Genomic DNA, 12,833 nt, shown 5'->3' on the forward strand with positions numbered 1-12,833 from the left:
CTCCCCCGCCGCCCGCCGCACCGCCGGGCGTGCCCCCGCAGCGCCCGGACTCCGCGGCCCGGCCGGTGGCGCCCCGCGGCGCCGGCGGCGACCTCGGCGTCTTCGACTTCCACGGCACGCCGCCGCAGCAGCCCGGCGGCCGGGCCGAGCGGCGCGAGCGCGCCCAGCTGGTCGCCGGCCGGCGCCGCACCGCGGTGATCGCCGCCGGCCTCGGCATCGCGGTGGTCGGCGCCGGTCTGGCGCTGGCCCTGTCGCCGTCCTCGGACAAGCCGAACCTCGACCAGGCGCTGCCCGCGCCGTCCGGCACCCTCGACTCGGCGCCCCCGGACGACGGGCTGCCCGAGCCGACGGCGACCGCGAGCGCCTCCACCACCAAGAAGTCCTCGGCCTCCCCGACCCACGCCGGCAGCGGCCGGGCCAGCGCCAGCCGGGCACCCGCGGCCGCGCTCAGCCCGGCCGGGTCGGCCCCGGCGAGCGCCAGCGCCGCACCGCCGGTGGCGCCCAGCCCCTCGGCGGCCGACCGGGTGCTCAAGCCGGGCGACTCGGGCCCCGACGTCCGGGCGATGCAGCAGATGCTGATCACCGTCTCCTGCGGCGACCTCAACGTCTGGTTCGCCACCGGCACCTTCGACTCCTGGACGCAGTGGATCCTGAGCGAGTTCCAGCGGGACGCCCGGATCAAGGGCGACGAGCGCAACAACACCCAGTACGGCCCCAAGACGCGCGCCGCGCTGGAGAAGGCCTCGGCCGACCCCAACTGCTGACCGGCGGCCCGTCCGCAGGTGTCAGGCGGGCACCAGGCCCCGGCCGACCAGTTCGAGCACCAGCACCACCGCGGCGGACTCCACGGCGAGCAGCGCCACCAGGACGAACAGCTGTACCGCGCCGGCCTGCACCGGCCCGGCACCGCCGAGCAGCATGCCGACGAAGGCCCCCGGCAGCGTGACCAGGCCCACCGTGCGGGTCTGGTCCAGCACCGGGACGAGCGCGGTGGCGGCGGCCGTCCGGCAGATCTCCAGCCGGGCGTCGCGGTCCTCGAAGCCGAGCGCCAGCGCCGCCTCGACCTCGCCGCGCCGGGTGCGCAGTTCGTCCAGCGCCCGCCGGCCGGCCAGCGAGGTGGCGGTGAGCCCGCCGCCGATCAGGATGCCGGCGACCGGGATCAGGGCGATGCCCTTGTGCGGCAGCAGCCCGGAGGCGAGCAGCAGCACCAGCACCGGCAGCACCCCGGCGCCGATCGGCAGGGCGGCCCATGCCCAGCCCGGGCCGGTGGTCATCCGCCGGCCCGCCGTGCGCACCGCCACCCCGAACATCAGCAGCACGAACAGCGCGGACGTCCCGAGCGAGCCGACCACCCAGGAGATCACCAGCGCGACCGCGCCGAGCTGCACCACGGCGCGCAGGCCCGCCCGCAGCACGGCGTGCCCGTGGCCGAGCCGCCCCCGGCCGGCCACCGCGACCGCCGCGGCGAGCAGCAGCGCGATCTCGACGCCCAGCAGCCAGGTGACCGGCAGCAGCTGTCCGGCCGGTGCGGCCACCGGTCAGATCCAGCTGGTGAACCACATCCGGTCCTGCCAGTCCGACATGGGGATCACCTCCGCCGTGTACAGCGGGTAGAAGTACGCGAAGCAGCCGACCACGGCGAAGACCACCAGCCCGGCGCCGGCCGCCCCCCAGATCCGGCGCCGCCGGCTGCAGCCCGCCGGGCCGAGCATCGCGCCGAGCATCTGGGCGACCGCCAGGCACAGGAACGGCACCAGGATCACCATGTAGAAGGAGAAGATCGTCCGCTCCTGGTAGCCGAACCAGGGCAGGTAGATCCCGGCGACGCCGGCCAGGATCGCGCCGGAGCGCCAGTCCCGCCGGAACGCCCAGCGCCACAGCGCGTACGCGAGGGCGAAGCAGGCGGCCCACCACAGCAGCGGGGTGCCGAGCGCGAGGATCTGCGAGGCGCAGCCGCCGTTCGCCGTGCAGCCGCCCTGCCCGTCGGTGAGCTGCTGCCAGTACATCGACACCGGGCGGCCCTGGACGAGCCAGCTCCACGGGTTGGACTGGTAGGTGTGCGGCGAGGTGAGGCCGGTGTTGAAGTCGTACATCTGGGCGTGGAAGTGCCACCAGCCGCGCAGTGCGGACGGCACCCAGGTCATCGGCACCCGGGGCAGCGGGACGTCCACCACCGGGGTGCGCGGCATCGACAGCCCGGCCCGGTGGTCGGCCCAGTGCCGGTCGAAGCCGCCGTCGCTCGCGAACCAGCCGGACCAGGAGGCGACGTAGACCAGTACCGCGGCGCCGACGGTGGAGAGCAGGCCGGGCAGCAGGTCGCGGCGGAGCAGGCTGCGGGTCGGTCGGCGGGCGCCGGCCCAGCGGCGGCCGGCGCGGTCCCAGAGCAGGGTCAGCACGGTGAACACCAGCAGGATCTGCAGGCCGTTCCACTTCACCGCGGTCGCGCAGCCGAGCAGGACGCCTGCGCCGATCCGCCAGGGCCGCAGGCCGAGGCGGACCTCGTCGGCGGCCCGGCCGCCCTCGGCGAGGGCCGCGGCGAGCACCTGCCGGGTGCGGTCGCGGTCGACGAGCAGGCAGCCGAAGGCGCCGAGCACGAAGAACATCGACACGCCGTCCAGCAGGCCGACCCGGCTCATCACGAAGTGCAGGCCGTCGACCGCCATCAGCAGGGCCGCGGTGCAGCCGAGCAGCGTGGAGGAGAAGAGCCGCCGGCCGATCCGGGCGAGCATCAGCACCGAGAGGGTGCCGAGCAGCGCGACCATCACCCGCCAGCCGAAGGGGTGCAGGCCGAACACCCACTCGCCGAGCGCGATGACCCACTTGCCGAGCGGCGGGTGGGCGATGAACGCGGGTTCGGCGGTCAGCGGGATCTTCTGCGGGGAGGAGATGATCTCCCGGTTGGCGAGGTCCGGCCAGACGCCCTCGTAGCCCTGGTGCAGCAGCGACCAGGCGTCCTTGGGGTAGTAGGTCTCGTCGAAGACGAAGGCGTCCGGCTTCGCGAGGTTCCAGAAGCGCAGCAGTCCGGCGAACAGCGCGACGGCGATCGGGCCGAGCCAGTCGGCGTGCCGCACGATCCACGGCAGCGGGCCGCGCCGGACGGCCGGCGGCCGGGCCGCGACGGGGAGGCCGGTGGCCGGTGCATGCTCGGTGACTGCCGGATGCGCCATGGTCTGCCGCCGCTCCTCGCTCGGTGTCGCGGCGGCCGCGGCGGTCGCGGGCTGACGGGTCGCAGGCCCGGACTGGCGCTATGTCGCCTTTGTCGGAGAGATCCTAGCCCGGCCGCGCGGCACCTCCGTCCACCGCACCCCGCGGTTTGACCCTCGACCTGGTCGAGGGGGCAGAGTCGGCGGTGTGGACAGCGGACTTCACAGCATCGGCGAGACCGCCCGGCTGAGCGGACTCAGCATCAGCGCCCTGCGCTTCTACGACGGCGCGGGCGTGTTCGGCCCGGCCCGGGTCGACCCGCAGACCGGCTACCGCTGGTACGCGCCGGAGCAGCTCGCCGACGCCCGGCTGATCGCCCGGCTGCGGCGGGTCGGCATGCCGCTCGCGGACGTCTCGCGGGTGCTGGCCGGCCGTCCCGGCGAGGCCCGGGCCGCCCTGGACGCGCACCTGCGCCGTCTGGAGGAGGGCCTGGCGGACGCCCGCCGCGAGCTGTCCACCGTCCGACACCTGCTGGAACTGAGGGAGAACCCCGTGCAGAGCACCCGTCTGACCCTGCCCGCCGCCGAGCTCGCGGCCGCCCTGGACGCCGTCCGCTTCGCGGTCGGCCCCGACGGCTCGCTCCCGCAGGTCGCGGGGGTGCTGTTCGAGACCGACGGGGCGGTGCTGCGGCTGGTGGCCACCGACCGCTACCGGCTGGCGGTCTCGGAGGCCGCCCCGGGCACCGTCGAGGGGCCGTCCGTCGCGGTGCTCGCGCCGACCGCGTTCGTGGACGCGCTGCGCGGACTGCTCGCCGGGGCGGGCGACGGCACGGCCGAGCTGACGGTGGCCGGGGGCGTGCTGGCCGCCGCGGCCGGCGGCCGCGAGGTGACCGGCAGCCCGGTGCCCGCCGACTTCCCCGACTACCGCCCGATGCTGCGCCCGGAGCCGGTCCGGCGGGTGGAGATCGCCGCGGCCGCCCTGATCGAAGGGCTCGGCGCCGGGCCCGTCCGCACCGTGCGCCGGGACCAGGACGGCGTGGACTTCCCGGTCTCGGAGCTCACCGTCTCCGCGGACGGCGCCCTCACGGTCGGCGGCGCCGAGGAGGGGGACGGGCTGTGCGTCCGGGTCAACCGGGACTTCCTGCTGGAGGCGGTCGGTGCGGGTGCCCGCGGCCAGCTCGTGCTGGAGCTCGGCGGCCCGGTCGCCCCGCTCGCCGTCCGCTTCCCGGACCGCGCGGGCACCTTCTCGCTGCTGATGCCCACCGCGCCCTGACGGTCCGCGGCCGGTCGGGGCGTCCGACAGGTTCCGGTACGCGGCCGTTGGGCCGAATCGCACGTGGTGCGCCGAATCTGTGGAGACCACGGCAATGTGATCGGGCATATGCCGATCGCTCTCTACGGTGGTTGCGCCGCCCGCGGCACCCGGTCCACCGTCCGGGCCCGCGCGGGGGACCACGACGACCAGGAGTCCTGCATGGCCGCTCACCATCCGTCAGCCGCTCCCCCGTCCGGCGTGCCGTCCGGGGGCGGCCTCCGGCCGACGGGCCGGCGGTGACCCCTGCCGCCGGCCCCACGGCGGGTCACCCGCCCCGCCGCGTCCGCCCGCCGTGCCGGGACCGCGGCCGCTGGGAGGGGTGCCGGGTGATCAGCTGGCGCGCGAGCTGGTCGAGGCAGATCGCCGCCGCCACGGGGGGAAGCCCGGCGACGATGACGTCCGGCACGGTCTGCGCGACCCCGCAGACGCAGAGCCCGGTGGCGACCGCCGAGAAGGCGAGGACGACGCTCCAGGCGTGCAGCGCGCGCCGGCCGTCGAGGGCGGCCCGGAGCACCGACAGGCAGCCGGCGAGCCAGGGCCCGTAGACCACCACCGGCCACAGCGCGGACAGCCCGCCGGGCACCCGGGCGAGGGCGAGGTCCTGCAGCGGCGGGTACGACAGGACCCAGCCCAGCACGCACACGACCGTCACCGCGACGGCGAGCAGGGTGCGGAACAACTCGCCCAGCGCCTCCTCGCGCCGCGCCTCGGCGGCCCGCACCCGGCGCCGCTTCCGCGGGGTCCGCGGCGGCGGGGCGGGCTGCGGCACGGAATCGGCGACCGGCCCCGCCTGGCTCGGCACGAAAACGCCGGAACTCCAGGCACCGGACATTTCGACGGTCGGCGCCGCATACCATCCGGCGTCCGCGGCGAGCGACCCCACCACCCCGTCACAATGCTCTCCGGGACCGGAAAACAGCGGGTCATTTCCGTACGGACGAAAGAATTCCAGCAGTGGGTCATGCACGGGGCGGCTCATTCCCCTGCGCAGCCGCGGAATGGTCCGTCGGCGGCGGTTGCGGGGCACCGGCAGGCACGGCGCCGGAGGGCTGCGCGGCGGCGCCGGGAACGGCGAACCGGCATTCCAGGCGGCGCAGCGTCCGGAGGAAGTCGGCGAGGATCCGGGAACAGTGCCACAGGACGACGCGCCGGCCGTTGCGCACCAGGTAGCCGGTCTCCACGTCGCCCGCGACGTTCTGCCGGTCCGGGACGAAGAGCCAGGCCCCGAGGCTGCAGATCGGGTCGCGCTCGGAGCTGTGCGGGGTCACTGGGTCAGGCATGGGAATCACACCATGGTCAACGAAGCGATCTTCCACCCGGGTGTGCGGAATTCGGGCGACATTCCGTATGAACGCTTGCGGGCGCTCTGCGGATCTCCTCGCGGGTGGTGCGCGCCCGCATATGCTCAAGGCCGCTCGCCGAATTTTCCCATCCGTGCGGCGCGCACCGCGGTTGTGCCGCGCCGCGCTCTCCGAAATTACCCGGACACCACGCACCGGAGGAACGTTTCCTCTGATTCCGATCTTCAAAGCGGTGCTGTATGGTCACTCTCTTGCAACGTTCCATTGCGAATTATCAGCCGATGTGGCCGGCAAGACTGTACGCAGGGGGTTTGGGTTGCTCAGCACGAACGAATACCTGGATGTCCGGCGGCTCCACGGCCAGGGATGGTCGATCTCGGCGATCGCCCGGCATCTCGGACGGGACCGCAAGACCGTCCGGAGGTACCTGTCCGGGAACCGCAAGCCCGGGGTGCGCACCCCGGCCGAGGACGTCTTCCTCTCCTTCCTCCCTTACTGCCGCCTGCGCCTGGCGGACGACCCGCACCTGCCGGCGACCGCGCTCTTCGACGAGATCACCGACCTCGGCTACCGCGGCGGCTACTCGACCTTCACCCGTGCCCTGCGCAGACACCGGCTGCGCCCGCCGTGCAGGCACTGCCACCCCGGCGCCCCCGGCGGCGGGGCGGGCGGCGGGCACACCGACCAGGAGGAGATCCGGTTCGGCTGGACGGACCTCGCCGACCCCCGGCCCGGCTGGGACGGCGGCGCGAAGGCCCACCTGCTGACCGGCTCGTTGCGCCACGGCCGCCGCTGGCGCGGCGTCCTCCTCGACAGCGACGACTTCCCGCAGGTGCTGGAGGCCGTCGACCACCTGCTGCGGCGACTCGGCGGCACGGCACCGCGCTGGCGCTTCGACCGCGACGCGCCCGTCCGGTGCCCGGCGACCGGCCGGCTGGCCAAGGAGTTCGCACCGGTCGGGCGGTACTACGGGGTCGAGATCGAACTGGAGACCACCGGCCCGACCGCCGAGGAACAGCGGCGCGCCGCAGCCGCCGGGCAGCACTGGCGCAGCGTCGTCGACGACCTCGGCCCGCGCGCGGCCCAGCAGATCCTCGACCGCCTGGCGGCGTGGTCGGACGACCGGATCCCGGCCGGCGACGGCACGCCGTCCGCCGCCCCGGCGCTGGAGGCGCTGCCGCCGGCGCCGTTCCCGGCCTGCGTGCGCACCCTGCGCACGGTCGACCAGCGGGGGCTCGTCCACTTCCGCGGCAACCGCTACGCCGTGCCGCCGGACCTCGCCGGGGCGCTGGTGGAGGTCCGCCACCGGCTGGACGAGTCCGACCTGTCGATCACCGCGTCGAGCGGGGCGGTCATCGCGCGCCACTCCCTGGCGCCGCGCGGTGCGGGCCGGACGGTGGCCGACGGCGACACGGCCTTCGTCCTGGAGCGCCCGCCCCGGCTGGTGCTGTCCGGTTCGGCGGGCTGCCCGGAGACCGCCGTCCGCCGTCCGCTGTCCGCGGAGGCGTCCGCCGAGGCCGAGGCCCTGCGCAGGCAGTACCCCCACCCCGCCCCGGCCGTACCGGTGCGCCGCCCCGCGGGCCCGCGCCACGGCTGACCGCGGCCGGCCCGCCCCGGAACCGCCGCCAGAGGCGCGAGGGTGGACACGTCAGGGGCGCCGGGGGCACCTGTGTGGCATCCGTGCGCCCTTGAAGACCGGCCTCAGGCCGCCGGCCTGATGTTGTGGTTGAAGTGGAAGACGTTCGCCGGGTCGTACTCGGCCTTGACGGCGGCGAGCCGGGCGAGGTTCTCGGCGCCGCGGCCCGCGGCGGCGCGGTCCTCGCCCTCGTCTCCGATGAAGTTGAGGTAGACGGCGCCGATCGACCAGGGCGCCATGTCGGCGCAGACGGCCTTCGTCCAGGCGCGGCCGCGCTCGTCGTCCGCCGGGTCCTCCCAGACCGCGAACGGGTGGACGGCCCAGGGCGCGGCCCGCCACGGGACGGGCCACTCGTGGTCGCCGGCCGCGACCGCACCGCCGAGGGCGAAGACGATGTGCTGGCTCGGCGAGGGAAGGATCATGTCCTTGGCCCGGGCGGTGAAGGCGTCCACGGTCTCGTCCGGGAAGCCGGAGAGGTACTCCGCCGACCAGTAGTTCCGGAAGCCGGGTGGGTCGTCGAGCATGCACTGCAGGTCGGCGTACGGGATGTCGGTGACCACCTCGGCCGCGTGCCCGAGTCCGAGCATCGGTGCGAAGGCCGGGCGGGCGCTCTCCAGGTCGCCCGCGTAGGTGAGCAGGACGCCGACGGCCTGCTGTCCGACCAGCTCCGGGGGCACGAACTCCTCGGGCGGCGCGGTGAGGTAGATGAAGGCGCCGCCGACCTCGTCGGGTGCGGCCTCCATGGTGTCGCGGTAGGCGCGCAGCACCTCCGGTCCCCGGTCGGCCTCGAAGAGCAGCAGGGCGATGGAGAAGCCGGGCAGCGGGTGCAGACCGAGGGTGAACTCGGTGACCACGCCGAAGTTGCCGCCGCCGCCGTGCAGTGCCCAGAAGAGCTCGGGGTTCTCCTGCGCGCTGGCGTGCACCCGGCGGCCGTCGGCGGTGACCAGGTCGGCGGCGAGCAGGTTGTCGCACATCAGGCCGAAGCGGCGCTCCAGCCAGCCGGAGCCGCCGCCGAGGGCGAAGCCGCCGATGCCGGTGGTGGAGGCGCGGCCGCCGGTGGTGGCGAGGCCGTGCGGCTGGGTGGCCCGGTCGAGGTCGCGCATCAGGGCGCCGCCGCCGACCCGGGCGACCCGGGCGTCCGGGTCGACCCGCACCCCGTTCATCCGGCGCAGGTCGAGCACGAGGCCGCCGTCGACCAGGGCCTGTCCGCTCACCGCGTGGCCGCCGCAGCGGACGGCGATCTCCAGTCCGCGGCTGCGGCCGAAGGCCAGCGCCGCGGCGACGTCGGCGGGCCCCTCGCACTGGGCGATCACCGCGGGCCGGCGGTCGATCATGGCGTTGTGGATGGCCCTCGCCTCGCCGTAGGCCTCGTCGCCGGGCAGCAGCACCCGGCCGGTGAAGCCCTCGGCCAGTTCCTCCGGACGCAGGTCGCCGTTCGCAGGGGATGCCATGGTGAGCCGTCCTTCCGGCCGGTGCGGGGCCGCCGCGGCCGGCGGCCCCGCTTTCGACAGTAGGCCGGACGGGTGAAGGCCGCATCCGAGCCGGATGCGGCCTGACGGCGGCTCAGGCCGCGGTCTGCAGTTCCCGCACCACCGGCCGGACCTGCGCCACGGTGACGACGGCGTTGTCCTGCGCCGGCGTCAGGTGGCCGCGCAGCCGGACGGCCAGTACGACGATCAGCACGGTGCAGGCCGTCATCGCCAGCAGGTACAGCGGCCAGGTGCCGGCGCCGACCAGCAGCACGCCGACGGCCGGGCCGACCGCGATGGCCGTCTGCTTCACCAGGGCGTGCGCGGCGTTGTACGTGCCGAGCAGCCGGGCCGGGGCCAGGTCCGCCACGATCGGGCCGAGGGTCGGTGCGAGCAGCGACTCGCCGACGCCGAACAGCGCGTACACGGCCACCACGGCGACGGTCGCGGCGAGCGCGTCCGAGCGGACCAGGCCGGCCACCAGGGCGGCCGTCCAGGCGCCCAGCCAGACCACGCCGGCGGCGGCCATCGCGGTGGTGCGGCGGCGGCGCTCGGTGAGCCGGACGACGACCATCTGCAGCAGCACGATGGTCAGCGCGTTGGCGCCGATCGCGATGCCGAGCACGGACGGCGCGGTGCCGACCGTGTCGGTGGCGAAGGCGGCGACACCGGACTCGAACTGCCCGTAGCAGGTGAAGAAGATCAGACCGGCGAGCAGGCAGAGCCGCAGCATGGCCTTGTCCTTCAGCACCGTGCGCAGGCCCCGGCCCTGCCCCTGGCCCGCGCCGTGCCCGGCGGCCGGGACGGGCTCCGCCTGCGGGACGCGGGCGGTGCCGGCCACCAGGGCCAGGCCCAGCAGGGTCAGCGCCTCGATGGTGAACAGCCGGGTGAGGCTGGCCGGGTCAGCGGGGTCGACGATCTGGCCGCCGACCAGGGCGCCGATGCCCATGCCCAGGTTGACCAGGGTGAACTGCAGGGCGAAGGCCCGCGAGCGGCCGGCCCGGCCGGTGCTGCGGACGATCATCGTGGCGAGCGCCGGCTGGCAGGCGGTGATGCCGGCGCCGAACAGGAACGAGGAGACCAGCAGGGTCGGCGCGGTGGCGGCCTGCCCGAAGGCGAAGGCGCCGACCGCGGCGAGCGCGGCGCCGGCGAGCAGCACCGGGCGCGGCCCGTACCGGTCGATGCCGCGGCCGGTGAACGGCAGGACGGCGAGCGCCGCGAGCGCGAAGACGGTGAACACCATCCCGGCCGCGAGCGAGCCCAGCCCCCGCACCTGGTCCACGTACACGAACATGTACGGCATCGTGAACCCGCTGCCGAACGCGCTGAGCGCGTTGCCCATCTGGACGCGGCGCAGCGGGCCGCCCGCCGCGTCCGCCCGCCGTACCCACTGCTTCACCGTGCCGGTCACCGTGCACACCCCTTTGTCGTCGAGGAAGGTTGAAGCCTTCCTGCTTTAACCCTGCAAGATTTCAGAGCTAAAATCTAAGTCTTCGAAGACTCAGGTGTCAAAGGCTTAACAGCTGCACGATGCGTGGGAGAATGACGGCCATGAGCACACGCAAGCCGGACGAGCCGGCCGCCTCCGAGCTCGGCATCGCCGAGCAGGTGGCCCTCTACCAGCGGGAATTCCCCACCGTGGACCCGCAGGTCGAGACGATCGTGTCCACGCTCTCCCGGCTGTCCCGCCGGATGAACGTGGCCTACAGCCGACAGCTGGCTGTGCTGGGAATCACGTCCGCCGAGTGGGAGGTGCTGAAGGCCCTGGTCTTCGCCGGCAGCCCCTACCGGCTCGGCCCGGGCGACCTCGCCAAGCGGCTGGGTCTCACCCCGGCGGCGATGACCCACCGGATCGACCGGATGGTCGCCGACGGCCTGGTCACCCGTGAGCGCGACGAGGCCAACCGGGTCCGGGTGATCATCGAGCTGACCGAGACCGGCCGCGACAAGTGGCTGGAGCTGATGCGGATGGCCGCCGTCTTCGAGGCCGACCTGCTGCAGGACATCACCGGCGACGACCGCGGCGCGCTCTCCGCGATGCTCGGCCGGATGCTGCGCCGGATCGAGCGGAGCCAGCCGGACGCCCTCGGCCGCACCGAGGACCTGGACTGACCGGCGCCCGCACGCACGCGAAGGGGACTGCCCCGGACGGAGGTTCCGTCCGGGGCAGTCCCGTTCAGCGGGGGGTGGTGCGGGTCGTCCGACGTCGTGCTGGTCAGCAGGCGCCGTTGTCGGTCCAGACGCCCCACTGGCCGCTGAGGGTCGGGTCCTCGCCCTGGGTCCACCACTTGTTGGTGTAGTTGTGACCCTTCCAGGAGACCTTGGCACCGGCGGTCGCGTAGACCGTGGCGGCGTTCCAGCTCGGGGCGGTGCAGGTGCCACCGGTCGGGCTGGCCGAGGTCGAGGGGGAGGTCGACGGCGAGGTCGACGGGGAGGAGCTCGGCGAGGCCGAGGTGCTGGGCGAGGAGCTCGGCGAGGCGGAGGCGGTCGGCGAGGTGGTCGGCGCCGGGCAGGAGGCGGCGGAGCCGTTGGTCGCGGTCACCATCGTGTCGAAGAGCGAGGTCTGGGTGCCCAGGTCGTACAGCGAGAAGGCGAAGGAGCCGCCGAGGCCGTTGCAGTGCGCGTAGTCCATCTTGGCCTGGATCGACTTGGCGTTCTCACCCGTCCAGAAGGTGGTGCCGTCGTAGAAGTACGAGGTCTTCGCCGCGTCGTCCCAGTAGGTGTTGGCCGCGTTGCCGACGAAGCTGCCGAGCTCCTTGTACATCTGGATGCCGGCGACGTTGCCCGACATCGCCGCGCCCGGGGCGGGACCGGTCGCGCTCTGGAACAGGCCGTGGTTGGCACCGGCGGGGACGCCCGTCCAGCCGCGGTAGTAGAACGGCACACCCATGTTGATCTTCTTGGCGGGGAAGCCGCCGGGGATGCCGTACTGCGGGTCGCCGACCGTCCACGCCTTGATGGCGTTGTCGATCGAGTACTTGCCGGTGCCGCCCGGGACGGGGGTCATCGGGTCGCTCGGGTTGTTGTAGATCGGCGCCTGGTGGTTGGTCGGGCCGGTCTTGTCCCACGCGCCGTGCATGTCGTAGGTCATGACGTCGAGGAAGGTCAGGTACTGGCCGAGCTTGTCGGTCTCGACGTTCTTGATCTTGTCCTGGCCGGCGCCGACCGCGGCGGAGAGCGCGTAGCTCTTGCCGTCGGTCCTGCCCTGCGCGTCGAGCTGGGAGCGCAGCTCGGCCATCAGCGCGGTGAAGTTCTGCTTGTCGTTCGGCGAGGCGTGGTTGCCGGTGTGGCCGCCGCCGCCCGGGTACTCCCAGTCGATGTCGAAGCCGTCGAAGACGCCGGCCGCGGAGCCGGCACCGCCGAAGCCGCCCTGCACGGGCAGGTTGCCCTTGATGAACATGTCGACGCAGGAGGAGACGAACTTCTTGCGCGCCGCGTCGGTGGCCGACACGTCGGAGAAGTACTTGGAGTAGGTCCAACCGCCGATCGACAGCAGCACCTTGAGGTTCGGGTTCTTCGCCTTCAGCTTCTTCAGCTGGTTGAAGTTGCCGACCAGCGGCTGGTTCCAGGTGTCGGCGACGCCGTCCACGCTGGTCGCCGTGTCGAAGGTCTTCTGGTAGTCGGCGTAGGCGTCACCCGCGCCGTCGCCCGCGTTCGGGTCGTCCTCGTTCTGCGAGGCGGCCTTGGTCGCCTCGAAACAGGTGAGGTTGGTCGGGTCGATGTTGGCGAAGTCGTAGATCAGGTAGTCCAGCTTGGAGGCCACGCCGGTGTCCTGAACGGTCTTCAGGTAGTACGCGTTGGAGTAGATCGACCACTGGTCGAAGTACGCGACCTTGATGCCGCCCGAAGTGGCGGGCGCGCCGGTCGAGTTGGTGGGGGCGGCCTGGGCGCTGGTGCCGGTCAGCGCGAGCGCGCCGCCGAGCAGCAGGGAGGCCGCGGTGCCGGCGGCAAGGAGGCCCGCGCCGCGGC

Annotated in this window: 11 protein-coding genes; 4 read left to right on the plus strand and 7 right to left on the minus strand. The window is 73.9% G+C overall.

Annotated elements, in window-relative coordinates:
- The coding region (locus ABZ641_RS14010; protein WP_359981687.1) for a peptidoglycan-binding domain-containing protein at positions 1-764 on the plus strand (764 nt) is incomplete at its 5' end.
- Positions 765-785: 21 nt separating this feature from the next.
- On the opposite strand, the gene ABZ641_RS14015 is transcribed toward ABZ641_RS14010, so the two are convergent.
- Both ABZ641_RS14015 and ABZ641_RS14020 read right to left on the minus strand, forming a co-directional pair.
- The gene (locus ABZ641_RS14015) at positions 786-1,535 is read right to left on the minus strand and encodes an ABC transporter permease (RefSeq protein WP_344622744.1); all 750 of its coding nucleotides are present in this window, start codon (positions 1,533-1,535) and stop codon (positions 786-788) included.
- A gap of 3 nt (positions 1,536-1,538) precedes the next feature.
- A complete protein-coding gene (locus tag ABZ641_RS14020) occupies positions 1,539-3,167 on the minus strand; it encodes a phospholipid carrier-dependent glycosyltransferase (protein ID WP_344622743.1) in 1,629 nt (542 codons plus the stop codon).
- Positions 3,168-3,351: 184 nt separating this feature from the next.
- Between ABZ641_RS14020 and ABZ641_RS14025 the strand changes: the two genes are divergently transcribed.
- Positions 3,352-4,416 carry a MerR family transcriptional regulator gene (locus ABZ641_RS14025; protein WP_344622742.1) on the plus strand — a complete coding sequence of 355 codons (1,065 nt, stop codon included), beginning with the start codon at positions 3,352-3,354 and terminating at the stop codon, positions 4,414-4,416.
- A gap of 307 nt (positions 4,417-4,723) precedes the next feature.
- Here ABZ641_RS14025 and ABZ641_RS14030 read toward each other — a convergent pair whose 3' ends face one another.
- Both ABZ641_RS14030 and ABZ641_RS14035 read right to left on the minus strand, forming a co-directional pair.
- A complete protein-coding gene (locus ABZ641_RS14030) occupies positions 4,724-5,260 on the minus strand; it encodes a DUF2637 domain-containing protein (protein WP_344622741.1) in 537 nt (178 codons plus the stop codon).
- Positions 5,261-5,417: 157 nt separating this feature from the next.
- The gene (locus ABZ641_RS14035; RefSeq protein ID WP_359981691.1) at positions 5,418-5,738 is read right to left on the minus strand and encodes a hypothetical protein; all 321 of its coding nucleotides are present in this window, start codon (positions 5,736-5,738) and stop codon (positions 5,418-5,420) included.
- 337 nt (positions 5,739-6,075) lie between these two features.
- On the opposite strand from ABZ641_RS14035, the gene ABZ641_RS14040 reads away from it, so the two are divergent.
- Positions 6,076-7,356, plus strand: a complete 1,281-nt coding sequence (locus ABZ641_RS14040) for an IS21 family transposase (protein WP_344622739.1) — start codon at positions 6,076-6,078, stop codon at positions 7,354-7,356.
- A gap of 104 nt (positions 7,357-7,460) precedes the next feature.
- On the opposite strand, the gene ABZ641_RS14045 is transcribed toward ABZ641_RS14040, so the two are convergent.
- Together ABZ641_RS14045 and ABZ641_RS14050 are read right to left on the minus strand one after the other, a co-directional pair.
- The gene (locus ABZ641_RS14045) at positions 7,461-8,846 is read right to left on the minus strand and encodes an FAD-binding oxidoreductase (protein ID WP_344622738.1); all 1,386 of its coding nucleotides are present in this window, start codon (positions 8,844-8,846) and stop codon (positions 7,461-7,463) included.
- A 112-nt stretch (positions 8,847-8,958) separates the two neighbouring features.
- Positions 8,959-10,275, minus strand: a complete 1,317-nt coding sequence (locus tag ABZ641_RS14050) for an MFS transporter (protein WP_344622737.1) — start codon at positions 10,273-10,275, stop codon at positions 8,959-8,961.
- Positions 10,276-10,415: 140 nt separating this feature from the next.
- Between ABZ641_RS14050 and ABZ641_RS14055 the strand changes: the two genes are divergently transcribed.
- Positions 10,416-10,976 carry a MarR family transcriptional regulator gene (locus ABZ641_RS14055; RefSeq protein ID WP_344622736.1) on the plus strand — a complete coding sequence of 187 codons (561 nt, stop codon included), beginning with the start codon at positions 10,416-10,418 and terminating at the stop codon, positions 10,974-10,976.
- A gap of 103 nt (positions 10,977-11,079) precedes the next feature.
- Here the strand turns inward: ABZ641_RS14055 and ABZ641_RS14060 are convergent.
- Positions 11,080-12,833: glycosyl hydrolase family 18 protein (locus tag ABZ641_RS14060; RefSeq protein ID WP_359981694.1), on the minus strand; the 1,754-nt coding region annotated here is incomplete at its 5' end.

Origin of the sequence: Kitasatospora sp. NPDC007106 (assembly GCF_040634455.1) — a bacterium.
Taxonomy (GTDB): Bacteria; Actinomycetota; Actinomycetes; order Streptomycetales; family Streptomycetaceae; genus Kitasatospora; species Kitasatospora arboriphila.